Source organism: Bifidobacterium sp. LH_558 (genome assembly GCF_056356295.1).
The window spans coordinates 98,607-122,950 of record NZ_JBKETZ010000003.1 but is presented as its reverse complement, the minus strand read 5'-3'; the positions used below and the strand labels follow the sequence as shown (position 1 = coordinate 122,950).

22 protein-coding genes and 1 tRNA gene are annotated in these 24,344 nt (G+C 62.7%); 18 read left to right on the top strand and 5 right to left on the bottom strand.

Annotation, left to right across the window (positions count from 1 at the left end; genetic code table 11):
* Positions 1-156 precede the first annotated feature (156 nt).
* Positions 157-630: a prepilin peptidase gene (locus AC1AV0_RS05330; RefSeq protein WP_476571832.1), complete on the bottom strand. Its 474-nt coding sequence runs from the start codon at positions 628-630 to the stop codon at positions 157-159.
* A 45-nt stretch (positions 631-675) separates the two neighbouring features.
* Here AC1AV0_RS05330 and aroC point away from each other — a divergent pair, with 45 nt between their 5' ends.
* The 11 genes from aroC to AC1AV0_RS05275 all read left to right on the top strand — a co-directional run bounded on the left by aroC (position 676) and on the right by AC1AV0_RS05275 (position 14,230).
* Positions 676-1,869 carry a chorismate synthase gene (gene aroC / locus AC1AV0_RS05325; protein ID WP_476571830.1) on the top strand — a complete coding sequence of 398 codons (1,194 nt, stop codon included), beginning with the start codon at positions 676-678 and terminating at the stop codon, positions 1,867-1,869.
* 86 nt (positions 1,870-1,955) lie between these two features.
* A complete protein-coding gene (locus AC1AV0_RS05320; protein WP_476571828.1) occupies positions 1,956-3,620 on the top strand; it encodes a bifunctional shikimate kinase/3-dehydroquinate synthase in 1,665 nt (554 codons plus the stop codon).
* 17 nt (positions 3,621-3,637) lie between these two features.
* Positions 3,638-4,084, top strand: a complete 447-nt coding sequence (locus AC1AV0_RS05315) for a type II 3-dehydroquinate dehydratase (protein ID WP_476571826.1) — start codon at positions 3,638-3,640, stop codon at positions 4,082-4,084.
* A 59-nt stretch (positions 4,085-4,143) separates the two neighbouring features.
* Complete coding sequence (locus AC1AV0_RS05310; protein WP_476571824.1) at positions 4,144-5,805, top strand: CTP synthase; 1,662 nt, start codon at positions 4,144-4,146, stop codon at positions 5,803-5,805.
* Positions 5,806-5,940: 135 nt separating this feature from the next.
* Positions 5,941-7,575 (top strand): L,D-transpeptidase family protein, encoded by a 1,635-nt coding sequence (locus AC1AV0_RS05305; protein WP_476571822.1) that lies wholly within the window; start codon positions 5,941-5,943, stop codon positions 7,573-7,575.
* Between the two features lie 339 nt (positions 7,576-7,914).
* On the top strand, positions 7,915-9,411 hold the full coding sequence (sufB, locus tag AC1AV0_RS05300) for a Fe-S cluster assembly protein SufB (protein WP_476571820.1): 1,497 nt from the start codon (positions 7,915-7,917) through the stop codon (positions 9,409-9,411).
* A gap of 2 nt (positions 9,412-9,413) precedes the next feature.
* On the top strand, positions 9,414-10,637 hold the full coding sequence (sufD, locus tag AC1AV0_RS05295; RefSeq protein ID WP_476571818.1) for a Fe-S cluster assembly protein SufD: 1,224 nt from the start codon (positions 9,414-9,416) through the stop codon (positions 10,635-10,637).
* 27 nt (positions 10,638-10,664) lie between these two features.
* The gene (sufC, locus tag AC1AV0_RS05290) at positions 10,665-11,444 is read left to right on the top strand and encodes a Fe-S cluster assembly ATPase SufC (protein WP_476571816.1); all 780 of its coding nucleotides are present in this window, start codon (positions 10,665-10,667) and stop codon (positions 11,442-11,444) included.
* Positions 11,445-11,664: 220 nt separating this feature from the next.
* Positions 11,665-12,936 carry a SufS family cysteine desulfurase gene (locus tag AC1AV0_RS05285; RefSeq protein ID WP_476571814.1) on the top strand — a complete coding sequence of 424 codons (1,272 nt, stop codon included), beginning with the start codon at positions 11,665-11,667 and terminating at the stop codon, positions 12,934-12,936.
* A gap of 27 nt (positions 12,937-12,963) precedes the next feature.
* Complete coding sequence (sufU, locus tag AC1AV0_RS05280; protein ID WP_476571812.1) at positions 12,964-13,515, top strand: Fe-S cluster assembly sulfur transfer protein SufU; 552 nt, start codon at positions 12,964-12,966, stop codon at positions 13,513-13,515.
* Positions 13,516-13,657: 142 nt separating this feature from the next.
* A complete protein-coding gene (locus AC1AV0_RS05275; RefSeq protein WP_476571810.1) occupies positions 13,658-14,230 on the top strand; it encodes a metal-sulfur cluster assembly factor in 573 nt (190 codons plus the stop codon).
* 79 nt (positions 14,231-14,309) lie between these two features.
* Here the strand turns inward: AC1AV0_RS05275 and glgC are convergent, their stop codons facing one another.
* From glgC to AC1AV0_RS05260, 3 genes are all read right to left on the bottom strand, one after another.
* Complete coding sequence (glgC, locus tag AC1AV0_RS05270; protein ID WP_476571808.1) at positions 14,310-15,557, bottom strand: glucose-1-phosphate adenylyltransferase; 1,248 nt, start codon at positions 15,555-15,557, stop codon at positions 14,310-14,312.
* A gap of 153 nt (positions 15,558-15,710) precedes the next feature.
* Entirely contained in the window at positions 15,711-16,595 is an 885-nt protein-coding gene (locus tag AC1AV0_RS05265) for a TrmH family RNA methyltransferase (protein ID WP_476571806.1), read from the bottom strand.
* A gap of 63 nt (positions 16,596-16,658) precedes the next feature.
* Positions 16,659-16,748: transfer RNA gene (locus AC1AV0_RS05260), tRNA-Leu, on the bottom strand.
* A gap of 92 nt (positions 16,749-16,840) precedes the next feature.
* On the opposite strand from AC1AV0_RS05260, the gene AC1AV0_RS05255 reads away from it, so the two are divergent.
* The 6 genes from AC1AV0_RS05255 (at position 16,841) to era (ending at position 22,336) form a co-directional block, all read left to right on the top strand.
* A complete protein-coding gene (locus AC1AV0_RS05255) occupies positions 16,841-17,638 on the top strand; it encodes a 16S rRNA (uracil(1498)-N(3))-methyltransferase (protein ID WP_476571804.1) in 798 nt (265 codons plus the stop codon).
* 104 nt (positions 17,639-17,742) lie between these two features.
* Complete coding sequence (locus AC1AV0_RS05250; protein WP_476571802.1) at positions 17,743-18,081, top strand: histidine triad nucleotide-binding protein; 339 nt, start codon at positions 17,743-17,745, stop codon at positions 18,079-18,081.
* Positions 18,082-18,128: 47 nt separating this feature from the next.
* Entirely contained in the window at positions 18,129-19,325 is a 1,197-nt protein-coding gene (locus AC1AV0_RS05245) for a PhoH family protein (RefSeq protein ID WP_476571800.1), read from the top strand.
* The gene (ybeY, locus tag AC1AV0_RS05240; RefSeq protein ID WP_476571798.1) at positions 19,322-19,867 is read left to right on the top strand and encodes an rRNA maturation RNase YbeY; all 546 of its coding nucleotides are present in this window, start codon (positions 19,322-19,324) and stop codon (positions 19,865-19,867) included. Before AC1AV0_RS05245 ends, ybeY begins: the two co-directional genes overlap by 4 nt.
* Positions 19,868-19,959: 92 nt before the next feature.
* Positions 19,960-21,363, top strand: coding sequence for a hemolysin family protein (locus AC1AV0_RS05235; protein WP_476571796.1), 1,404 nt, complete (start codon positions 19,960-19,962; stop codon positions 21,361-21,363).
* 1 nt (position 21,364) lies between these two features.
* A complete protein-coding gene (gene era, locus AC1AV0_RS05230) occupies positions 21,365-22,336 on the top strand; it encodes a GTPase Era (protein WP_476571794.1) in 972 nt (323 codons plus the stop codon).
* On the opposite strand, the gene AC1AV0_RS05225 is transcribed toward era, so the two are convergent.
* Positions 22,278-22,955: a TetR/AcrR family transcriptional regulator gene (locus AC1AV0_RS05225; protein WP_476571792.1), complete on the bottom strand. Its 678-nt coding sequence runs from the start codon at positions 22,953-22,955 to the stop codon at positions 22,278-22,280. The two genes, era and AC1AV0_RS05225, sit on opposite strands and share 59 nt — an antisense overlap.
* 157 nt (positions 22,956-23,112) lie before the next feature.
* Between AC1AV0_RS05225 and AC1AV0_RS05220 the strand changes: the two genes are divergently transcribed.
* Positions 23,113-24,240: a YhgE/Pip domain-containing protein gene (locus AC1AV0_RS05220; RefSeq protein WP_476571790.1), complete on the top strand. Its 1,128-nt coding sequence runs from the start codon at positions 23,113-23,115 to the stop codon at positions 24,238-24,240.
* The last annotated feature ends 104 nt before the right edge of the window (positions 24,241-24,344 follow it).

Sequence of the window (24,344 nt, the reverse complement as noted above, 5' to 3'; positions counted from 1 at the left end):
GCTGAGCGCGAATCATAGCGGCTCGGAACCGACTGTTCGGTTCCGAGCCGTTTTCGTTGTTCTTGGCCGTTTGCTGGGAAGAGATTCCTCGACTCCGCTTCGCTTTGTTTCTTCTTCGTCATCCTGAGCGGAGCCGTCAGGCGAAGTCGAAGGATCTCAGCCCCATACAGTGGAGCATGCCACGGCGGCGACCGCGGCGATGACGATCACCGGCACGAACGGCACCTTGCCGCGGTACGGCGTGCGTTTTTGCGGGTCGAAACGCTGCCAGCCCGCCATCCACAGCAGACCGAACACGCCCATCGCCAGCCACCACCACACCACGGCGAGCAGGCCGAACATCCCCACGGCCAAACCGACTACGAACGTGCAGGTCACATCCCCGAATCCCAACGCTCCAGGCCGGATCAGCGCCAACGCGCCCTGCACCGCCGCGCACAGCAGCGCGAACAGCAACGACTGCAATATCACGAACGCGTTGTTCCCAACCACCGCCGCCACGATGAGGGCGAGCAGCTGCGCGAGCGAACCCGCGGCGACCCATGCGCGCGGCACCCGGCGATGGCGCACGTCTTCGACGCACAACGCCAGTCCACATAGAAGACTCGGCAGACACGCAAGGTATGACATACCGGTAGGATAGTCCGAAGTTACCCATCGGATAAAGGAGAAGGCATGTTGCGCTGGCAGACCGCGGGAGAATCACACGGCGAGGCGTTGGTCGCGATGATCGAGGGAGTGCCCGCGGGCGTGCGCGTCAACACGGCCGATATCGTCGGAGCCCTGGCCCGCCGCCGTCTGGGCTACGGCCGTGGCGCGCGTATGAAATTCGAACAGGACCAGGTGCGTCTGCTGACCGGTGTGCGCCACGGCGTGACCATCGGCGGCCCCATCGCCATCGAAATCGGCAACACCGAATGGCCCAAGTGGACCGAGGTGATGAGCGCGGATCCGCTCGACCATGAGCTGGAGCGCGAGGGCCGCAACGCGCCGCTCAGCCGCCCCCGCCCGGGACATGCGGATCTGACCGGCATGCGCAAATACGGCTTCGACGACGCGCGCCCCGTGCTGGAACGCTCCAGCGCGCGTGAAACCGCCTCACGCGTGGCCTTGGGCGAGGTGGCCCGCCAGTTCCTCGAGCAGACGCTGGGCGTGACCACCGCCTCGCATGTGCTGTCCATCGGCGGCGCGGGCATCACCGACCCCACCGAAGCGACGCTGCCCACCGCGGCTGACGTTCAGGCTCTGGATGCCTCGCCCGTGCGCACGCTGGACAAGGACGCCGAATCCCGCATGATCGCACGGATCGATGAGGCGAAGGAATCCGCCGACACGTTGGGCGGCGTGGTTGAGGTCATCGCCTATGGCATGCCCGCCGGCGTGGGCACCTATGTGGAATCCGACCGTCGCCTCGACGCGGCGTTGGCCGCCGCGCTGATGGGCATCCAAGCCATCAAGGGCGTGGAGATCGGCGACGGCTTCCTCGAAGCCATGCGTCCCGGTTCCCAGGCGCATGACGAGATGGTGCCGGGGGAGAACGGCGGCATCGAACGCGTGACCAACCGCGCCGGCGGCATCGAAGGCGGCATGTCCAACGGGCAGCCGATCCGCGTGCGCGCCGCGATGAAGCCGATTCCCTCCATCCCGAAGGCCCTGCGCACCGTGGATGTGCTCACCAGCGAGGCCGCGCAGGCCATCAACCAGCGTTCCGATTCCACCGCCGTGCCGGCCGCCGCCGTGGTCGCCGAAGCGATGGTGCGCCTCACACTCGCCCAGTACGCGCTTGAGAAGTTCGGCGGCGACAGCGTCGAGGAGACCCGCCGCAATATGGAAAGCTATCTCGCCTCCTGGCCCGAACATATGCGCTGAGGAGAAACGCGCGGCATCCGCTGACAGGCCGTGCGTGAACGCCCGAATGGGCGTCGACACGGCCGACTGGACGAATGGTGAGACAGATGAACGTTGAAACAACCGACAACCATAACGCCGGTGAGAGCGGCCGACCGCTGCCGCATGCCGTGATCATCGGCATGATGGGCGCGGGCAAGACGCGCGTGGGCAAAGAGGTCGCACATATGCTCGACCTGCCGTTCGCCGACGCGGACGTGGAGATCGAGCGTGAAGTCGGCATGAAAATCCCCGCCTACTTCGAGCGATACGGCGAACCCGCCTTCCGTGAGGTCGAACGCGACCTCATCATCGATATGCTGGAGGATTTCGACGGCATCTTCTCGCTTGGCGGCGGCGCGCCCATGACGCCGGCCGTGCAGGATGCGCTGGCCTCATACATCGAGCGCGGCGGCAAGGTCGTCTATCTGATGGCCGACCCCGCCGAGGCCATGGAACGCGCCAACCGCGGCGGCGGACGCCCCATGCTCAACGGCGATGCGGACGCGCGTTGGAAGAAACTGTACAAAGAACGCGATCCCGTGTTCCAGCGCGTCGCGAACACGCATGTGCGCACGCGTGGATTGACGCCGCAGATGGCGGCGAGAAAGGTGATGGATATGCTCGCGGAACGCACGGTGCATGTGACCGGATCGACCATCGAACCCTATGATGTGGCCATCGGCGAAGGCGTGATGAACCATCTCGCCGACGTGCTCGGCCCCAAGCCGGTGCGCGTGGCCCTGATCCACACCCAGCCGGTGCAGCGGCATTCCGACCGCGCGCGCACCCTGCTGCGCCAAGCCGGCTATGAGGTGAGCGACATCGTGATTCCCGATGCGGAACGCGGCAAAACCGTCGACGTGGCCAACGGCATCTGGGAGCGCCTCGGCGACGAGGGATTCACCCGCTCCGACGCGATTGTGGGACTCGGCGGGGGAGCAGCCACCGATCTGGCCGGATTCATCGCCGCCACATGGATGCGCGGCGTGCGCTACGTGAACTGCCCGACCTCCCTGCTGGCCATGGTGGATGCCTCCACCGGCGGCAAAACCGGCGTGAACACGGCCGCAGGCAAGAACCTCGTCGGATCCTTCTACACGCCCGCCGGCGTGCTGGCCGATGTGAAGACCTTGACCACGCTGCCGAACGACATCTTCACTGAAGGATTGGGCGAAGTCGCCAAATCCGGTTTCATTATGGATACGGAAATCCTGCGCATTCTCGAAGAGCATGCTGATGAGCTGCGCGGATTCAACGGCGACAATTTCCTCGGCTCCGGACTGCAGGATGTAGTGGCCGAGCTGATCGAACGCACGGTGAGCGTGAAGGCGAAGCACGTCTCCGCCGATCTCAAAGAGGCCGGCATGCGCGAGTTCCTCAACTACGGCCACACCATGGGCCATGCCATCGAAAAGCTCGAGCACTTCCGCTGGCGGCACGGCAACGCAGTGGCGGTCGGCATGGTGTATGCGGCCGAACTGGCGCAGCTGCTCGGCTACATCGACACCGATCTGGTCGACTACCATCGTTCGCTGCTCTCGTCGCTGGGACTGCCGATTTCGTGGAACAACGGATCCTTCGACGATGTGCTCGCCTTGATGCACAAAGATAAGAAGGCCCGCGGCAACACGCTGCGCTTCGTGGTGCTCGACCGCCCCGGCCATGTGGTGCATCTGGAGAACCCGCCGGCCGACGCCGTGCGCGAAGCCTTCGACCGTATCAACCACTAAGGAAAGGAACTGCCATCATGACCAAGGTCATCGTCGTCAACGGTCCGAATCTGGGGCGTCTCGGTGTGCGTCAGCCCGACGTATACGGCCGTCAGGATCTGGAGACCCTGCGCGCGCTGTGCGCCGAATGGGGCGCCGCGCTGGGCTTGGACGTCGAAGTGCGTCAGACCGACGATGAGGCCGAGATCATCGGCTGGATGCATCAGGCCGCCGACGAGAAGACCCCGGTGGTGATGAACCCCGCCGCGTTCACCCACTATTCATACGGCCTGGCCGATGCTGCCCATATGGTGATCGACGAAGGCCTGCCGCTGATTGAGGTGCATATCTCAAACCCCTCGGCGCGCGATGAGTTCCGCAAGCGTTCCGTGATCAGCCCCGTCGCCACCGGCACCATCACCGGCATGGGCTTCTACGGCTACAAAATGGCCCTAGACGCCGTTGCCCACCTGATCGCCGACTAGCCAAACTCACGCTGATTGTTAACACGCCGCGTCATATACGGATGATAGGATGAAATTCCATGGTTAGAAGACAACATGGTAATTCCTCTGAACACATCACCAAGCATATTTTCGTCACCGGCGGTGTGGTTTCATCCCTCGGAAAAGGCCTGACGGCATCGTCCCTCGGCCGACTGCTGCGCTCCCGCGGCATCAAGGTGCTGCAGCAGAAGCTCGATCCCTACATCAACGTGGATCCGGGCACGATGAACCCGTTCCAGCACGGCGAGGTCTATGTGACCGAGGACGGCGCCGAAACCGATCTCGACATCGGCCACTACGAGCGCTTCCTCGATGTCTATCTGAGCCAGAAGGCGAACGTCACCACCGGCCAGATCTACCAGGAGGTGCTGCGCAAGGAACGCGCCGGCGAATACCTCGGCCAGTGCGTGCAGGTCATCCCGCACATCACCAACGAGATCAAGTCCCGCATGCGCGCTCAGGCAAGCGACGACGTGGACGTGATCATCACCGAAATCGGCGGCACGGTCGGCGACATCGAGTCTCAGCCGTTCCTCGAGGCCGCGCGCGAGGTGCGCCGCGACCTCGGCTCCGAGAACTGCATGTTCGTGCACGTCTCCTTGGTGCCGTACATCTCCGCCGCGCATGAGCTGAAAACCAAGCCCACCCAGCATTCCGTGATGATGCTGCGCCAGCTCGGCATCACGCCGGACGCGCTTGTGCTGCGTTCCGACCGCCCGCTCAACGAATCCATCAAGGACAAGATCTCCCTGATGTGCGACGTGGACGCCGAAGGCGTGGTCAACTGCGTGGACGCCCCGAGCATCTACGACGTGCCGAAGGCCCTGTTCGACGAGGGACTCGACGCCTATGTAGTGCGCGAGCTCGGACTGCCCTTCCACGATGTGGATTGGGACGAGTGGGCCGACCTGCTCGACCGCGTGCACCACCCCAAGCATGAGGTGAACATCGCCATCGTCGGCAAGTACATCGATCTGCCGGACGCCTACCTGTCCGTCACGGAGGCCATCAAGGCCGGCGGTTTCGCCAACTACGCGAAGGTGAACGTCAAGTGGGTCGCGGCCGACAAGTGCGAGACCGAGGAGGGTGCGGCCGCCGCGCTCCACCAGGTCGATGGCATCGTCGTGCCCGGCGGCTTCGGCATCCGCGGCATCGACGGCAAGATCGGCGCGTTCAAGTTCGCCCGTGAGAACAAGCTGCCCGCTCTGGGCCTGTGCCTTGGCCTGCAGTCCATGGTCATCGAATACGCCCGCCATATGGCCGGCCTGCCCGACGCGAACTCCACCGAATTCGATCCCGAGTGCGCCACCCCCGTCATCGCCACGATGGAGGAGCAGAAGGACATCGTCGCAGGCAAGGGCGATATGGGCCACACCATGCGTCTGGGCTCCTACCCGGCCGAACTGGAGGAGGGTTCGCTGGTCGCCGAACTCTACGGCACCACGCATGTGACCGAACGCCACCGCCACCGTTACGAGGTGAACGTGGCCTACAAGGACGCCCTGCGTGAGGCCGGCCTCACCATCTGCGGCCAGAGCCCGGACGGCGAGCTCACCGAATTCGTCGAGCTGCCGCGCGAGGTGCATCCGTTCTACGTCTCCACGCAGGCTCATCCGGAGTTCAAGTCCCGCCCGACCAAGCCGCATCCGCTGTTCGCGGGTCTGGTCAAGGCCGCGCTGGACCACCAGCAGAATCGCTGACGGCAGACTCTGCGTACGTAAGCCAAGCCCCGTCCTTCTGGCGGGGCTTGCTGCTATATTGACGAACAGTGAGCGCCGCGGCATAACGGCGCTCGTTGTGCGAGAAATAAGGGTTTCCAACAAGAAGGAACGACTATGGCTGATGAGTCAGTGAACCCGAACCTTTCCGATGCCGCACCAGAACTGCAATGGAGCACCGGAGACGAGACTGAGGTGATTAATCCTGTGGCGGCTTCGCCACTCGCTGCGGTCATCGACCCGACGGATGATGATCTGGATGTGCTGGGTACCGCAAAGAAGAAGCGTCTGATCTGGCCGTGGATTGTGCTGGCCGTCGTACTCGTGTTGGGCGGCGCCACCGCCGGCGGCTGGTGGTTCTTCGAATCCCACGCATTGCCGGGTGTGAGCCTTTGGGGCAATTCGATGGTGGGCAAGTCCAGGCAGCAGATCATCAACGCCATCGACGATCAGGTGAACAATACCGCCGTTCCGGTGGAATACAACGGTGAAACCGCATCCTTCACCTTGCGTGAGCTCGGCTATGACATCGATTCCGAAGAGATCGCCGACCAGGTGGTGAACGCCAAGCGCGACGGCGCATGGTGGAAGCGCTATCTGCCGAACGAGCAGGAGAATATCGAGCCGGCCATCTCGACGTCCGTCGCCGACGGATCCGTGATCGACGCGGCATTGGGCACGGCCGAAGTGACGCCGGTGGACGCCCAGGTGACCCTGAACGCCGACGGCAACGGTTTCGACGTGGTGCCGATGCAGCTCGGCAAGGGCGCGGACGCGCAGGCGGTGGCCGAACAGGGCATCGCCGCGGTCGAATCCCTGGGGGGGACCCAGCCGCAGACTGTGACCATCGAACTGAAGGACACCGAGCCCGCGGTCACCGACACCATCGCGAACGAGGCGAAGGCCACGCTTGACGGCTTGGTGAGCAATCCCGTGGAGATCAAGGTGAACGACCACACCATCGCCACGATCGACGCTCCCGCCCTCGCGGCCTCCATGACAATCAACGCGAACGAACAGGCCACGCTGGCGGACAACGAAACCCGCAACGGCTATGTGGTGTTCAACGCCGACAAGATGCAGGAGTACTACAACAACTCCATCAAGACGAATCTGCAGACCGGCCGCGAGGACCGCGAGGTCATCATCAACAACAACGGCGAAGAGCTCGAAGTGGCCGTCGAGGGTCATGACGGTGTCACCGTGGCGGACGGCGCCGACACGAACATCGGCCCGCAGCTTGTCGAAGCCCTGGCCGACGGCGGCGGTTCCGTAAGCGTCGAGGGCACCGTCGATCCGATGCAGACGAAAACCACCAAGCGCCATGTGGTGGTCGACCTGTCCGACCACAAGGTCTACGCCTACGAGAACGACCAGCTGATCCGCGCGATGAGCATGTCCGCCGGTCAGGGCAATGACTACGCCACCGGCGAGTGCACCGGCGATATGTGCACGCCCACCGGCGACTTCACCATGTGGCTGAAGTACCCCTCCCAGACCATGAGTGGCTCGCTTACGCTCTCGGACGGTTCCATCGAAACATGGAACGCCCCCAACGTCGGCTTCGTGAACTACTTCTCGCACAGCGGCTGCGCCATCCACCGCATCGCCAGCGACGGGTACTACAGCGACGCCGCCGTCGCGGCCATGGGCATGAACACCTCCCACGGCTGCGTGGGCATCGGTTGGGACCAGGCCGAATGGTTCTACAACTGGTGCGTGATGGGCACCTCCGTGCACGTTCAGGCCTGACGGATCGACTCATCGCGTAAACGATTCAGCGCATACGAAGGGGCTTCTCATAGAGTGCTATGGGGAGCCCCTTCATGATTTACCAATCCCACGCGAATGTTTCGGTGTTCCCATACTGCCGCCTTGCCCACGCGATATTCCCAGATAGGGGACAGTCTCCGAAGAAAAGTCCGTTTTCCGCCCGATCGGAAACGGCGTTGACACGACGGAATCGCAAACTCGAAACGTGTTTCACATCACGTTCGCGGACGGCCGACATCCGGTGCGGATACTAGTATTGCGGGCCGAGTTCTGTTAGGTTGGCGTAAGAGGAAATCCAAGAAGTAAGGAGGCGGGCATATGAGCGAGCAACAAGCCACTGGTACCGCGTCAGACGTGGAGATGAGCCAGTATGTGGCTGATCGAGGCCGCGTCAACGAGGATAAGATCAGGCAGGATGACGAGATCATCTCGCAGTTCGGCGAATACCTCTACGGCTGGCATGATTCCGATGCCGCCGGCGAGGCCGCGAAAAAGGGTATCAGCGAGCAGGTGGTGCGTGAGATCAGCGCCGACAAGGGCGAGCCCGAGTGGATGCTCGAGAAGCGCCTCGAAGGCTACCGCGACTTCGTGAACCGCCCGATGCCCCTGTGGGGCGTCGATCTGAAGGACTTCGACGCGGACGACTTCAAGTACTACGTCAAGCCGATGGACAAGCAGGCCGCCACGTGGGAGGAAGTGCCCGACGAGATCCGCAACACCTACGACAGGCTGGGCATCCCCGAGGCGGAGAAAAGCCGCCTGATCTCCGGCGTGGCCGCGCAGTACGAGTCCGAGATGATCTACCACTCCATTCAGGACGACCTGAAAAAGCAGGGCGTGATTTTCGTGGACACCGACACCGCGGTGCGCGAATACCCCGAAATCGTACAGAAGTACTTCGGCAAGTGCATCCCCAGCAACGACAACAAGTTCTCCGCGCTCAACACCGCGGCATGGTCGGGCGGCTCGTTCGTCTACGTGCCGAAGGGCGTGCATGTGAACATCCCGCTGCAGGCGTACTTCCGCATCAATACCCCGAATATGGGCCAGTTCGAACGCACGCTGATCATCGCGGACGAAGGCTCCTACGTGCATTATGTGGAGGGTTGCACCGCTCCGATTTACTCCACCGATTCGCTGCACTCCGGTGTGGTGGAGATCTTTGTGGAGCCGCACGCCCGCGTGCGCTACACCACCGTGCAGAATTGGTCGAACAACGTCTACAATCTCGTGACCCAGCGCGCCTACGTGCGTGCGCACGGCACGATGGAATGGGTGGACGGCAACATCGGCTCCAAAGCCACGATGAAGTACCCGGCCTGCGTGCTCGCCGAACCGTATGCGAAGGCGGAGACCATGTCGCTCGGCTTCGCCGGCAAGGGTCAGTATCAGGATACGGGCGCGAAGATGATTCATCTCGCCCCGCACACCAGTTCCACCATCGTCGCCAAATCGATCTCCCGCGGCGGTGGACGCTCCGCCTACCGTGGTCTGGTCAAAATCGTCGACGGCGCCGAAGGCTCGTCGAACTCCACCGTGTGCGACGCGCTGCTGGTGGACGACTACTCCCGCTCCGACACCTACCCGCATGTGGACGTGCGTGAGGACGACGTGTCCATGGCCCATGAGGCCACCGTCTCCAAGGTGTCCGAAGACCAGCTCTTCTATCTGATGAGCCGCGGCTTAAGCGAAGACGAGGCGATGGGCATGATCGTGCGCGGCTTCGTCGAACCGATCAGCCGTGAGCTGCCGATGGAATACGCGCTCGAACTCAATCGACTGGTGGAACTGCAGATGGAAGGATCGGTGGGCTGAGCATGGCCGAGAAGGAAATCAACATCCCCGTCGCGGATCCGAACGATCCGTACGCGACCCCGGCGGCCATGCCGTCGAGCGCCGACCGCAATCCGCGCTCCTTCGACGTGGCGGATTTCGCCGCGCCCTCGCGGGACCAGGAGGATTGGCGCTACACTCCGATCGAACGCATCGAGGAGTTCTTCGACGTGTTCGAACCGTCCGGCCAGACCGTGGTGGAAATCAGCATGGTGGACGGTTCCCCGGTTCCCGGAAACCACGTCACCATCGCTCAGCGCAAGCTCGGCGAGGCGCCCTCCGGCTCCGTCTCCAAACCCAGCGACCGCGTGTCCGCCGTGGAGTGGAATTCCGGCACCACCGCCACCGTCATCGAGCTGAACGGCGAACTCGACCAGCCGGTGCTTGTGCAGGTGCATGGCGCAGGCCAGGCGCTCGACGCCCTGCATCTGGTGATCGCGGCCGCCCCCAACACGCATGCCGACGTGGTCGTCGAGCACGACGGCGAAGCCCGTCTGGCCGAAGGCGTGGAGATCGTCACCGGACAGGACAGCCACATCTCCGCCACCTTCATTCAGGAATGGGCGCACGGATCCAAGCATGTGGGCAACCATCGCCTGAATGTGGGCAAAGGCGCGAGCCTGCGCCACTCCGTCGTCACCCTCGGCGGCGACGTGGTGCGCATCCGCATGGATCAGGATTTCGGCGGAAAGCAGGGCGACCTCAACATGCTCGGCATCTACTTCGTCGATCCGGGCGAGCATATCGAACACCGCACGATGGTGGTGCATAACCATCCCGAATGCAAGTCTCGCGTGGTCTACAAGGGCGCGCTCGACGGCAAGGATGCGCACTCCACATGGGTGGGCAACGCGCTGATCGAACCGACCGCCCCCGGCACGGACTCGTACGAGCTGAACCGCAACCTCGTGCTCACCCCGGGCGCGATCGCCGATTCCGAACCGAATCTGGAGATCGAGAACGGCAATATCGTCGGTGCGGGCCACGCCTCGTCGGTGGGACGTTTCGACGATGAGGAGCTGTTCTACCTCCAGTCGCGCGGCATCCCCGAAACCGAAGCCCGCAAACTCGTGGTGCGCGGCTTCTTCGGCGAACTCGTCGAAGAAATCGGCGTGCCCGCCATCTCCGAGCATCTCATGACCGTCATCGACCGACGCCTGTCCCGCGGCGAGAACGCGGAACTCGCGAAGGTCTTCGAAGAGCAGTAAGCCGCTACCAGTTTTAGGAGAACACCAATGGCAACCCTGGAAATCAAAGACCTCGTCGCCCACGTCGAAACCAAGGACGGCATCAAGCAGATCCTCAAAGGCGCGAGCCTGACCGTCAACTCGGGCGAGACGCACGCCATCATGGGCCCCAACGGCTCCGGCAAGTCCACGCTGGCCTACACGCTGGCCGGCCACCCCAAGTACATCGTCGACTCCGGCCAAGTGCTGCTCGACGGTGAAGACGTGCTGAAGATGACCCCGGACGAACGCGCCAAGGCCGGCCTGTTCCTGGCCATGCAGTATCCGGTCGAAGTGCCGGGCGTGTCGATGACGAACTTCCTGCGCACCGCGAAAACCGAAATCGACGGCAAGGCGCCCAAGCTGAAGTCATGGACCAGCGAACTCACCCAGGCGATGGAACGTCTGAAAATGGATCCGAAGTTCGCGACCCGTTCCGTAAACGAGGGTTTCTCCGGCGGTGAGAAGAAGCGTGCCGAAGTGCTGCAGCTCGAATTGCTGCGCCCGAAGTTCGCCATCCTCGACGAAACCGACTCCGGTCTGGACGTGGACGCGTTGCGCATCGTCTCCGAAGGCGTGAACCGCGCCAAGGAGGCCAACAACTTCGGCATCCTCATGGTCACGCATTACACGCGCATCCTGAAGTACATCAAGCCCGACATCGTGCACGTCTTCTCCGATGGCCACTTCGTGAAGACCGGTGGCCCGGAGCTGGCGGATGAACTCGAAGAGCAGGGCTACGACCAGTACCTGCCCGCCGGTTCCGATTCGGAAAGCGCTTTGGCGTAAGGGCCAGAGTTCCAGCGGGGTCCGCGGGGACCTGGAGTGTTCTGTTCTCATCTGCTTCGGATTGTGCTCTACAGTTCCAGCGGGATCCGCAGGGAGGTGGGATAGTCTATTCTCGACACGCTCCGGGCCGCTCAGGCCAAGTCTTTACGGTCGTGAACAGACTATCCCACCTCCCTGCTCCGTTTTCGTACATGGCGACCGTAAGAGGAAGTGATGACAGATGATTGATTTCGATGAGGTGCGGGCTGAGTTTCCGATTCTGGATCAGCAGGTGCACGGGCGCCCGCTGGTGTATTTGGATTCCGCCGCGACCTCCCAGAAGCCGCAGTGCGTGATCGATGCGGAAAACGAGTTCTACCGCACCATCAACGCCGGCGTGCATCGCGGGGCGCATGAGTTGGCGGCCCGCAGCACCATGGCCTTCGAGGACGCGCGCGCCAAGGTGGCCCGTCTGGTCGGCGCGAACGCGGCGGAAGGCGAGGAGGAGGTTGTGGTGACCTCCGGTGCCACGGCCGGTCTCAACCTGCTGGCCACCGCGTTCGGCAACGCGAGTCTGGGCCGCGGGGGAGCGGCGGCCGCCCGTTTCGCGTTGCGTCCCGGCGACGAGATCGTCGTCTCGAAGGCGGAGCATCATTCGGTGCTGCTGCCCTTCCAGGAGTTGGCTGCCCGCACGGGTGCCACGTTCAAATGGCTGGATTTGGATGCTGAGGGGCGCGTGCGCGTCGACACGGCCGTCGAGGTCATCACCGAACGCACGAAAGTGGTCGCCGTCACCCATGTGGCGAATGTGACCGGTGCTATCACCGATATCGCGCCGCTGGTGGCTCGCGCGCATGAGGTGGGTGCGGTGTTCGTGCTCGACGCCTGCCAGTCCGTGCCGCATATGGCCGTGGACTTCCACGCGTTGGACGTGGACTTCGCCGCATGGAGCGCGCATAAGATGTACGGTCCCACCGGCGTGGGTTTCCTCTATGGCAAGCGCGAACTGTTGGAGGCGCTGCCTCCGGCCAACTTCGGCGGTTCGATGGTGGAACTCGCGTGGATGGACCAGCCGGCCCAATACATGCTGCCGCCCGCTCGCTTCGAGGCTGGAACCCAACCGGTGGCGCAGGTTGTGGCCGCCGGTGTGGCCGCCGACTGGATGATGAACATCGGCTTGGAGAACATCGAGGCGCATGAGCGCCAGATTGCGGCCGAATTGTTGAAGATGGGCGACATCGATGGCGTTCGGATTCTCGGCCCGCGTGAGAATACGAATCGCATCGGGACCGTCGCATTCGACGTCGATGGTGTGCATCCGCATGATGTGGGCCAGTTCATCGACGCGCAGGGCATCGCCATCCGCGTGGGGCATCATTGCGCGCAGCCCGTGCACCGCCACTTCGGCATCTACGCGTCGAACCGCGCCTCCAGTGGCGTGTACAACAGCGTCGAGGACGCCCGTGCGTTGGTCGAGGCGTTGGGCAAGGTGCGCGCGTTCTTCGGCGTGTGACCGCGGATAGCGGTAGATTGGAGGATTATGAGTGATTTTGGTATGAGCGGCGGCGAGCTGGAGCAGATGTACCAGCAGGTCATTATGGAGGCCGCGCGAGACCTGCACGGCAAGGAACGTTTCGCCCGCGATTTGACCAAGGAATCCGACGCGTCCGGCGGTGAGTCCATCGTGCATGCGTCGCATGAATACTGCACGCCCGGCGAATCCCACCAGTTCAATCCGACCTGCGGCGATGAGGCGACCGTGCATGCGGAGGTCTCCGATGCCGAACCGCACACCATCGAACGGTTGGTGTGGGATGGGCAAGGCTGTTCGATCTCGCAGGCGAGCCTGTCCATCATGGTCGACCTGGTCGACGGCAAAACCGTGGATGAGGCGATGGCTCTCGCCGGCACCTTCCGCAAGCTTATGGAGTCGCGCGGCACCGGACTGGATGACGAGGCGCTCGAGGAATCCTTGGACGACGCCATCGCATTCCAAGGCGTCTCCAAATATCCGATGCGCATCAAATGCGCGCTGCTCGGCTGGGAGGGCATGAAGGATGCGGTGGCCAAAGCGCTGGCCGCCAAAGCCTGACGGTATCCTCAGCGCCTGAAGAGGCGGGCCGGCTGTGATAACGACTGTGCGCCGCCGGATGAAAACGGCCCGGCAGTAGTGACAAACACCGTATGTGACGATTATGCTGTGTAGCAGCATGTTTTTCAATGATGGAGTAGCAATGAGCGACAATCTGGTTCCCGAACCCTCCGCCACCGTGTTCGACGCCGTCAACGGCGTTCTGCAGGACGAGAACGCGGCACGCCGTGTGATGGCGAATCCCGCCCTAGCCAAAGGCTTCCCGAACGGACGCCCGCAGTCCACTAGTGGCGAAGAAGGCTGCGGTTGCGGCGACGACGGCCAGTGCGGCTGCTCCGAGAACAACGCCGGCGATGAGATTCCGCTGAAGTTCGTCGACGAGATCGGTCGCGCCACCGCGGCCGACGTGCGCGAGGCCCTGCATCAGGTGATCGACCCCGAGCTCGGCATTGACGTGATCGATCTGGGCTTGGTGTACGGCATCGAAATCGACGAGCTGGGACGAGCCATCATCACCATGACGCTGACCACTCCCGCATGCCCCCTCACCGACCTGATCGAGGACGAATGCGCGAGCACCCTGGCCGGACTCGTGGAGGAGTTCCGCATCGACTGGACCTGGCAACCGCGTTGGACCATGGAGAAGATCACTCCGGAGGGCCGCGAACAGCTCGCCGCCCTCGGCTTCAATTTCGACAACCTGCCGAAATACTAATCGAATATGATTTCGGTTCCTACGAGAAAGCCCCGCCAAGTGCGGGGCTTTCTGCTATGGAACTTGCGTATCGAGCCGATCAGTCGTCGACGATGGTGCCCTTCGGGACGACGGTGATGCCTTCCGGCGTGACGGTGAAGCCACGGGCCAGATCATGCTCGGTGTCGATGCCGACGGTCGAGTTCTCGGTGAGCACAACGTTCTTGTCGAGAATCGCCTTGTAGACCCGTGCGCGACGGTTGATCGTGACGCCGTCGAACAGGATCGAATCGACGACCTGCGCCCAGGAGTGGATGTGCACGTTCGGGGAGAGCACGGAGTGGTGCACCTCACCGCCGGACACGATCACGCCGGGGGAGACGATCGAATCGGTGGCATGGCCGAGACGGTCGCGGCCCGCATGCACGAACTTGGCCGGCGGAAGGGTGCCGGTGTTCGTGTAGATCGGCCACTGCTGGTTGTACAGGTTGAACTCCGGCACATAGGAGATCAGATCCATATGCGCATCGTAGAACTGCTTGAGCGTACCCACGTCGCGCCAGTAGGCGTGGTCCTTCTCGTTGGAGCCGGGGATGATGTTCGTGTTGAAGTCGTACACGCCGGCCTCTCCGCGAGCGGCGAAGTACGGCGCGATGTCGCCGCCCATGTCGTGCTTGGTGTCGGCGGCCTTCTCATCCTTGGCCAGCGCGTCGAACAGGGCGTCCGTGTTGGCCACGTAATTGCCCATCGAAGCGAGGAAGGAGTTCGGATCGTCCGGCAGACCGGCGCAGGTGTCCGGCTTCTCCAGGAAGGTCTTGATCTGGTTGGGATGCTCGGGATCCACGTCGATCACGCCGAACTGGTTCGACTGGTCGATCGGCTGGCGGATGCCCGCCACGGTGAACTCGGCACCGGATTCGATATGCTGCTGCACCATCTGGCCGAAGTCCATGCGGTACACGTGGTCGGCACCCACGATCACCACGATGTCGGGCTGCACGTCCTCGATGATGTTGATCGTCTGATAGATGGCGTCCGCGGAACCGAGATACCAATGCTTGCCGAGGCGCTGCTGCGCCGGAACCGGGGAGACGTAGTTGCCCAGCAGCGACGAGAAGCGCCACATCTGCGAGATGTGACGGTCGAGCGAGTGGGACTTGTACTGCGTGAGCACGATGATATGTCGGTAATCCGAATTCACTAGATTACTGAGTGGGAAATCGATCAGTCGGAACGCGCCGCCAAACGGCACGGCCGGCTTCGCACGGTCTCGGGTCAACGGCATAAGGCGCGTTCCTTCGCCGCCTGCCAGAACGATGGACAGGATCTTCTGTTTGTTCTTCGCCATCGCTGCATCCTCTCTTTAGTCACTGCCGGAGCGTCTTTCGACACCGAACTACTTTCACTGAGTCTCCGGCTTCGTCGCCAATGACTCGCACTGTCCATAATTGCAGATTTTTTCCGACACGCAAGGTAAGGCGTGGGCGTGGCGCAAGAGATTTCAGCGAATTCGCGTCGCGTAGAAGGCCACTGCGCTGGATGCGGCCACGTTGAGACTGTCCACGTCGTGGCTCATGGGGATTTTCACGGTCAGGTCGGCGCGTGTGATGGTGTGGTGCGACAGGCCGTCGCCTTCGGTGCCGAAAATCAGCGCGAGGCGTTCGATATGCCCCGGCGCGTCCGCGGGGGAGTGCAAGCGCTCCACCAGCTCGTCCATGGATAGGGAGTCGTCTTCCAGAGCCATGGCCACCGTGGTGAAGCCCAACGATTTGAGCTCGTCGATTCCTTGAAACGGCCAGTAGTGCTTATTCTCCACGCCGCTCGGCTCGTATCCGGTGATGCGTGTCCACGGCACTTGGAACACGGTGCCCATGGAGACGCGCGCCGCGCGACGGTACAGCGGGTCTCCGCAGGACGGGGTCACCAGCACGGCGTCGATATCGAGCGCGGCGGCCGAACGCATCAGCGCGCCAACGTTGGTCGGATCGACGATATTCTCCATCACCGCCACGCGGCGGGCGTCGCGGCACACCTCGGCCACGGAGGGCAAGGGCCAGCGCCGCATCGCCGACAATGCGCCGCGGTGCAGACGATAGCCGGTGAGCCGCTGCAACTGTTCGGCGCTGGCGACATAGACGGGAATGTCGGGTCCCCATTGCGCGTCGATACGCGCGAAGGTTTCGGCCATGCCTTCGATCCATGGCTCTTCGACCAGCAGCGAGATCGGTTCACGCCCCGCGGCCAGCGCGCGGTCGATCACCTTGGGGGATTCGGCGATGAACAGGCCCTTGGCTGGTTCCAGTCGGTTGCGCAACTGCATTTCAGTGAGATTCACATAAGCGGACACGCGCTCGTCGTCGATGGTCTGCAAGGTGATGAAGCGCATGCGCGGCCTTTCGTAAATTGGTGTGGATACAAGAAAACCCCTTGGAATCCAAGGGGTTTTCGTTGGTGCCCGAGACGGGACTTGAACCCGTACGCCCGTTAAAATAGGCACTAGCACCTCAAGCTAGCGCGTCTACCATTCCGCCACCCGGGCAGGTGTCGTTTGGACAACGAGTAGATACTCTACCACCAAATTACGAGCGTGCAATTCCGGAGTGTCGCGCGCGTCGGTGTAGCCTTGAGACCATGACCGATGCCTTGTTTCTTTTCGATCCCGACGTCGACGGCGTGCCCGTCAACACTGACGAACTGCGCGCCGGATGGACGCTCACCCTGCCCACCCACGTCAAACGCCACGCCATCCAAGCGATGCGATTGGCCGCCGGGGACAGCCTGCAGCTAAGCGACGGACGTGGCCTTCGCCTTAAAGCCGTGCTTGACGACGCGCAGGAAGGTGTGGCTAAGGTGACCGAGATGGGGCTGGAGCCACAGCCGCTCACCCGACTGGCCTTGGTGCAGGCGTTGGCGAAAACCGGACATGACGAACAGGCCATCGACACGGCCACGCAGATCGGTGTGGATACGGTGGTGCCCTGGCAGGCGGATAGGTCCATCGCCAAATGGAAGGCGGGCCGCACCGACCGCAAATGGTCGCAGGTGCTTCAGGCGGCCACCGAACAGTCCCGCCGCTCCTGGATGCCGACGCTGGAGGAAAGTGCGTCCAGCAAACAGATCGTGGCCATATGCCGGCGCGCCTGCGTGCACGGCGACCTGGTCGTGGTGCTCCATCAGGACGCCACCGACACGTGGGCCGGCATCGAACGGCATGTCGAGGAATTGCAGGACCGTTGCCTGGCTGACGGCAAACCACGCACCGTCTACGTGGTGGTGGGGCCGGAGGGCGGCATCAGCGAGGCGGAGGTGGAAAGCTTCGTCAAGGCTGGCGCGCATTCCTGTGTGCTGGGTTCCAATATTCTGCGCGCTTCGACCGCGGGTCCCGTCGCCCTGAGCCTGCTTAGCCGCGCGTTGGGGCGCTACGCCTGATCGTTTCGGGAAAATTCGTTCTTGCGTAACGCGAAATTTCCACGCGACGCAATAGCATAGGAAGCGGCGGCCGAGGGGCCGACGACGAGCGAGCAAGGAGTATGATGAGCGATTTCGACGATTGCCTGTTCTGCAAGATCATCGCGGGACAGATCCCCAGCGGCAAGGTCTATGAGGACGAGACGACTTACGCCTTCAACGACATCAATCCCAAGGCGAAGGTGCATGTGCTCGTCGTGCCCAAAACGCATTACGCGAACGCCGCGGAACTGGCGGCGGCGGACCCCGCGCAGCTGGCCCATATGGTCGAAGTGGCGCAGAACATCGCCGACGAAGCCTTCCACGGCGACTACCGCCTGGTGTTCAACACCGGCGCGGACGCCGGCCAGACCGTGTTCCACGTGCACGCGCATGTGATGACCGGCGAGACGCTTGACGAATAGCCAACCCGCCCAAGCACGCAAAGACTGTTAAGCAACGAAAGGACGTTGTGGCCACCACAACACGCACCATCACGATTCCCCCGCAGCTCGACCCGGTCGCGGTGTTAGGCCCGGTCGACGAGGTCATCCGCGAGGTGGAACGCGCGTTCCCCGAACTGACGATCATCGTGCGGGGCAACCGCGTCGCGATCATGTCCCGATCCAGCCGCACCGAATCCGACGCCTCGCAGGCCGAGGACCTCATCAATTCGATCATCCAGGCCGCGTTCACCGCGCCCATGGACGCGGACACCGTGCGCCGCATGCTCGACCAGCGTGTGCTGCGCAACGACGTGCGCAAGGAATTCCCCGGACGCGGCACCGCCCCGGCTCGACTCGCCGTGCAATTCGCGCAGCGCGACGGCGGCGCGCCGTCCCCGGCGTTCAGTACGCGGCAACAGACGCAGTACCGCAAGCCCACGGTGCCCGGTGTGATCACCTTCGCGCTCGGCCAGCCGGTGCGTGCGAAAACCGCCGGCCAGATCGCCTACGTGAACGCGATCGAATCGCATACGGTGACCTTCGGCATCGGACCGGCCGGCACCGGCAAAACCTATCTGGCCGTGGCCAAAGCCGTGCGCGCCTTCCAAGACCGGCGCATCCGCCGCATCATCCTGACCCGACCCGCGGTGGAGGCCGGCGAAAGCCTGGGCTTCCTGCCCGGCACGCTGAACGAGAAGGTGGATCCGTATCTGCGCCCCCTGTACGATGCGCTTTCCGACATGCTGGGCTCCGACCAACTCAAACGCTATCTGGACGACGGCACCATCGAGGTGGCGCCGCTCGCCTATATGCGAGGACGCACGCTCAACGACGCGTTCGTGATTCTCGACGAGGCGCAGAACACCACCGAACAGCAGATGAAAATGTTCCTGACTCGCTTGGGTTTCAACACGACCATGGTGATCACCGGCGACATCACGCAGGTGGACCTGACCGTGCCGCGCTCCGGACTGGCGAGCATCGAACGCATTCTGGGCGGCATCGACGATATCGCCTTCGTGCATATGGCCGCCGACGATGTGGTTCGCCACCGCCTGGTGGGGCGGATCGTCGCCGCCTACGAGCAGCACGCGGCCATCGACGGCGACCATCGCGCGCAGGCCGGCGCCTCACGGGCGGCACGGCACGCAGCCGACGGGCGGCCGCGCGCAGACTCCGACACGCAGCCCACGAACGCAGAAGACAAGGAGGCGCGTCAATGAGCGTGGAAGTGACCAACGAGACCTCGTGGACCGTCGACCCCAAAGTGTTCTCCGACTTGGGATTGTGGGTGCTCGACCAGATGCGCGTAAGCACGCAGTCCGATCTGACCATCATGTTCGTGGACCCCGATCCGATCGCCGAACTGCATATGCGGTGGATGAATCTTGAAGGCCCTACCGATGTGATGAGCTTCCCGATGGACGAGTTGCGGCCCGGCGACGGCAAAACCGTGATGGAGGGCATTCTCGGCGACATCATCATCTGTCCGTGGGTGGCCGCCCAACAGGCCGCCGCCGCGGGGCACAGCACCATGCAGGAGATGATGTTGCTCACCATCCACGGCATCCTGCATCTGCTCGGCTACGACCATGTGAGCGAGGAGCAGGAGCGGCAGATGTTCGGACTGCAACGCCAACTGCTGCTCACCTTCTTCGCCGTGCGTCCCGCGGGCATCCAGCAGGCGGTTCTGCCGGCGGGCACGCCGGATCTGCTTGCCGCATGGGACGCCGAACACGGCACCGGACGCCAGCTCGGCCACTGAGCCGACCAATCACTGGCCCACCATCCACCATCCGCATCCTTTATTCATACGACCCAAAACCCACTGACTTTTCCGCAAAGGAACACACACCGATGGAGTATTCCAGTACCGTCCTCATCACCCTCACCGTCATACTCGTGCTGGTCGCGGCGCTGTTCGTCTGGCTGTCGCTGACCATGGCCGCGGTCGAAGGCGCGGTGGGCCGAGTCACACGCTCGAGCCTGAACAATCTCATCCTCGAAGTGCAAACCGACACGGAAAGCGGCCAGTTCGCGAGGATGAAGAAAATCGACCGCATTCACAAGGTGCAGAGGCTGATTGCGGACCGGTACTCCACCGCGGGCAGCTGCGCGTTCGTGCGTGTCGCCTGCAATGTGCTCGTTGGCGTGCTCGTCGCCGCCATCGCCTCGCTGTATGGCGCGCCGCTGTGGCTGGAACTGCTGTCGGGACTGCTGGTCGCCCTGATCGTGGCCGTGGTGTCGGTGCTGGTGCGCCCGCGTTCGGCCGGCGCGTCGAAACCGATCGCCATCATGCTCAAGCACGCCGGCAAAATCGCCGTGGCTGCGGCTCTGACGCCCTTCGCGCGCGCCGGAGGACAGCAGCATCCCTCCAAGCGCAAGTCGAGCCTGTCCGATGACGAGGAACTGGAGAAGATCCAGTTCGAACAGGGCAGGGCCGCCATCGACCGGCTGGTCGAAGCGAACGAATTTGACCCGGAAGTCTCGGAGATGCTGCGCAACGTGCTCACCCTCTCCGATACGCTCACACGCGAGATTATGGTGCCGCGCACCGATATGATCTGCATCGAACGCGATTCCACTCTGGAATCCATGCTCAAACTGTGCTCCCGATCCGGATTCTCCCGCGTTCCGGTGATCGGCGACGATATGGACGATCTGATTGGCGTGGCCTATCTCAAGGATGCCGTGCGCGCCACCGCGTTCAATCTCGCGGCCTTGGAACGCGATGTGGAATCCATCTGCCGTGAGCCGATGCTGGTGCCCGAATCCAAACCCGTGGACGACTTGTTCCACCAGATGCAGCGCAGCCGCCAGCATGTGGCCGTCGTGATCGACGAATACGGCGGCATCGCCGGCATGGTGACCATCGAAGACGCCATCGAACAGATCGTCGGCGAACTGGAGGACGAGCACGACCGTACGCAGCGCGCCGAACCGGAGAAAATCGGCGAGAACAAATGGCAGATGCCCGCGCGCACGCCGATCGCCGAACTGGAGGAACTGTTCGAGGTCGACATCGACGAGGATGACGTCGACACCGTGTACGGCCTGCTCACCAAACTGCTCGGCCAGGTGCCGATCGTGGGCGCGTCCGCGGTGACGCGCGGAATCCGCCTGACCGCGGTGGATTCGGCCGGGCGGCGCAAGAAGGTGTCGATTATCGTGGCGGAACCCGCGCACGTCGAGGCCGCCGAGGACAATAACGAGGAATCAAGCGACGAAACGGTCGCCGAACAGCAGAATGACGAGGAGTGATATGACCGACAACGAATCGGTGCAGGGCGAGGAAGTCTACCGATCCGGATTCGTGGCGGTGGTTGGCCGCCCGAACGTGGGCAAGTCCACGCTGATCAATGCGTTGATCGGCAAGCAGATCGCCATCGCATCGTCTCGCCCCGAGACCACGCGCAAGGCGATCCGAGGCATTCTGACCACCGATCATGCGCAGCTCGTGCTGGTGGACACCCCCGGCATCCATCGCCCGCGCACGCTGCTCGGCCAGCGCCTTAACGACATCGTCGACGAATCCCTGTCCGACGTGGACGTGGTGGCGTTCCTCCTGCCCGGCGACCAGCAGATCGGCCCCGGCGACAAGCGCATCCTGTCGCGTCTGCGCACCGACTTCGCCGTCAAACGCGAGGACGGCACCTTCAAATGGCGCGTGCCGCTGATCGCCATCGTCACCAAAATCGATACGCTCAGCCGCGACCAGCTGGTCTCCAAACTCATTGAAATCAACGAGTTCGCCGACTTCGCGGACATCGTGCCGGTCAGCGCTCTGAAGGACGACAACCTGCTCGAGGTGCGCAACGTGCTGATCGATCACACGCCCGAAGGCCCCCAGATGTATCCGGACGACCAGATCAGCGAGGAGCGTCCCGAAGACACCATAGCAGAACTGATTCGCGGCGCGTTCCTGGAAACGCTGGATGACGAGCTGCCACATTCGCTGGCCGTGGTCGTCGATTCCATCGACTATCCCGAAGACAACGAGACGGGCGTGGCCTACGACGGCAAGGCCCTGGTGAGCGTGTCGGTGTATGTGGAGCGCGACTCGCAGAAGCCGATCATCATCGGCAAGGGAGCCTCGAACCTTACGGCGGTCAAGAAGAAGCTGCGCACGCCCGTCAACCGCATCGTCGGGCAGAAGGCGCGCCTCGACCTGCACGTCAAAGTGGCCAAGGGCTGGCAGTCGGATCCGAAGCAGCTGGAAAAGCTCGGCTTCTGAGCTTTCGACTGTGGTCGACCGATATCGCTCCGTCCTCGACCAGCGCTGATACGACCAAATCGGGCAGCATGGTGCGCAATTGGCTGGCCGAATCCGTGCGCAGCAATTCCACCAACGTCATATCGGTGGTATGCGCGGCTCGGTAGGAGAATAGCGCCATGAATACGCCGAGCGCCGCTTCGACGGCGATCTGCGAGTTCGGACCCATGGCCTGCGGGTCGATGTCGAGGACATCAAACCAAGTCTGACGTATGGTGTTTTTCACCATCGCGCGCATTTTGGGCGAACCGTGTTCGCCGGTTGCATGGCACAGATGATCCAGATGGCTGCTGAGCGTCGGGTTGTCGGCGAGACGGGTGAGCGCTTCGTCGGAGCCGGTAAGACCCCGTAGTACGGCGGCGACGAGTTCATGCGGAATGGTATGCTGCAGCGCGCTTTCGGCCAGTTCGTCCAATCCGCTGTAGTGGTAGTAGAAGGTGTTGTGGTTCACCGCGGCGAGACGAGTGATTTCCTTCATGGAGATTTGAGCGTATGGGCGGCATTCGAGTAGCGTCCAGAACGCTTGCTCCATACGCTCCTGTGCCGAAGGCTGTCCGGAGTCTTTTCTTGGTCGTGGCATATGAGCTCCTTTGAGTGGCGTGGTCGGCTCGAAAACTAGAGGACACTGCTCAATGATTCCGTTTTAATTAGAATGTCTCTCTAATATTATCTCCTTTTGGTTTCAGCTGAATCAGATAACGACCATACGGAAATCACAAGGAAAGAGAGGCGGCTCCATGGAGCAGCGAAACAAACGCGGCATTGAGGCGATACGGCGGTTCGCGATGCCGTTCGCGGTGGTATTGGGTGTGATGTGCATGATGATGGCGATTTTCTACCCGATGATGCATCTGGAAGTCAAAGGCCTACCGGTCGCCATCGTCTCGTTGGACGAGGGCATCGAGACTCCGCAGGCGAGCGTCAACGCGGGTGAGGCAATGGCCGAACAGCTGGTGTCGAACAACGACGATTCCGCGACGATGGTGTGGACACGGCTGGATAGCGAAGCCGAGCTGGACAAAGCCATCGAAAACAACGAGTACTATGCCGCTGTGGTGATTCCTAAGGACTTCAGCGCGCAACAGATGCAAGCCCAGCTCAACCCCGATGATGAGTCATCCGCGCCGACGCTGCGCGTGATCATCGACAACGGCAAAAGCCCAGTGGCCGCAAGCCTGCTGTCCCAGGCGCTGCCCAGCGTGCTCGAACAGACGGGCGCGAATGTCGAAACTGAAACCGTGCATGAAGGCAACGCCGCGTCGTCCTCATCCTCCGGACTGGCGATCGGCACCATGATGACCCAGAACATGGCGATCGCGCCGCTGTTCATCATGAGCTTCGTCGGTGCCATGCTCGTTTCGCTGGCGATGAGGGTCTCCTGTGCCGATAACCGGTTCGAGTGCACCAAACGCATCGGTGCACAGCTCGCGCTTGCGCTCGCCGTCTCATTGGCCGCATCCTTGGCGGTGGACTGCATCTCCGCGGTCGTCTCCGGCGATTGGATGCCCGCCGCTGCGATTCCGTTCATGTGGATGGCGAGCCTGTGTGTGATGCTCGTTTCGCTGGCGCTGTTCGACATCTCGTTGCCGTTAGGTGCGGTATGCGGCGCGTTGACACTGGCGTTTGGCCTGCCCTCGGGCATGTTCCCCTATGAGATGCTGCCCGAATTCTGGCAGGACTGGATTTACCCGTGGGTGCCGCAGCGTTTCATCGGCGACGGCGTGCGCGCCATCGTCTATAACGGCCACGACGCATGGAACTCAGGCAGCGCCCCGCTGCTGGTGATTGGTGTGGTCGGCCTGGCGCTGCTCATCGTGGTGGTTGCTCTGCCGGTGAGCCGCCGCCGTTCCGTGCTCGAACGTTAGCAAAGCCTCACTGCGCGAGACGTGATGTTCTGAATCCTCTGGCGCGTGCCATACCTCTATCGTCTCTGGAGCCAGTCTCGGCCTGAGGTGTGGCGCCGCCAAAG

Coding starts and splice junctions, on each gene's coding strand:
- AC1AV0_RS05330 (WP_476571832.1), bottom strand. CDS start 630: ATGTCATACCTTGCGTGTCTGCCGAGTCTTCTATGTGGACTGGCGTTG.
- aroC (WP_476571830.1), top strand. CDS start 676: ATGTTGCGCTGGCAGACCGCGGGAGAATCACACGGCGAGGCGTTGGTC.
- AC1AV0_RS05320 (WP_476571828.1), top strand. CDS start 1,956: ATGAACGTTGAAACAACCGACAACCATAACGCCGGTGAGAGCGGCCGA.
- AC1AV0_RS05315 (WP_476571826.1), top strand. CDS start 3,638: ATGACCAAGGTCATCGTCGTCAACGGTCCGAATCTGGGGCGTCTCGGT.
- AC1AV0_RS05310 (WP_476571824.1), top strand. CDS start 4,144: ATGGTTAGAAGACAACATGGTAATTCCTCTGAACACATCACCAAGCAT.
- AC1AV0_RS05305 (WP_476571822.1), top strand. CDS start 5,941: ATGGCTGATGAGTCAGTGAACCCGAACCTTTCCGATGCCGCACCAGAA.
- sufB (WP_476571820.1), top strand. CDS start 7,915: ATGAGCGAGCAACAAGCCACTGGTACCGCGTCAGACGTGGAGATGAGC.
- sufD (WP_476571818.1), top strand. CDS start 9,414: ATGGCCGAGAAGGAAATCAACATCCCCGTCGCGGATCCGAACGATCCG.
- sufC (WP_476571816.1), top strand. CDS start 10,665: ATGGCAACCCTGGAAATCAAAGACCTCGTCGCCCACGTCGAAACCAAG.
- AC1AV0_RS05285 (WP_476571814.1), top strand. CDS start 11,665: ATGATTGATTTCGATGAGGTGCGGGCTGAGTTTCCGATTCTGGATCAG.
- sufU (WP_476571812.1), top strand. CDS start 12,964: ATGAGTGATTTTGGTATGAGCGGCGGCGAGCTGGAGCAGATGTACCAG.
- AC1AV0_RS05275 (WP_476571810.1), top strand. CDS start 13,658: ATGAGCGACAATCTGGTTCCCGAACCCTCCGCCACCGTGTTCGACGCC.
- glgC (WP_476571808.1), bottom strand. CDS start 15,557: ATGGCGAAGAACAAACAGAAGATCCTGTCCATCGTTCTGGCAGGCGGC.
- AC1AV0_RS05265 (WP_476571806.1), bottom strand. CDS start 16,595: ATGCGCTTCATCACCTTGCAGACCATCGACGACGAGCGCGTGTCCGCT.
- AC1AV0_RS05255 (WP_476571804.1), top strand. CDS start 16,841: ATGACCGATGCCTTGTTTCTTTTCGATCCCGACGTCGACGGCGTGCCC.
- AC1AV0_RS05250 (WP_476571802.1), top strand. CDS start 17,743: ATGAGCGATTTCGACGATTGCCTGTTCTGCAAGATCATCGCGGGACAG.
- ybeY (WP_476571798.1), top strand. CDS start 19,322: ATGAGCGTGGAAGTGACCAACGAGACCTCGTGGACCGTCGACCCCAAA.
- AC1AV0_RS05235 (WP_476571796.1), top strand. CDS start 19,960: ATGGAGTATTCCAGTACCGTCCTCATCACCCTCACCGTCATACTCGTG.
- era (WP_476571794.1), top strand. CDS start 21,365: ATGACCGACAACGAATCGGTGCAGGGCGAGGAAGTCTACCGATCCGGA.
- AC1AV0_RS05225 (WP_476571792.1), bottom strand. CDS start 22,955: ATGCCACGACCAAGAAAAGACTCCGGACAGCCTTCGGCACAGGAGCGT.
- AC1AV0_RS05220 (WP_476571790.1), top strand. CDS start 23,113: ATGGAGCAGCGAAACAAACGCGGCATTGAGGCGATACGGCGGTTCGCG.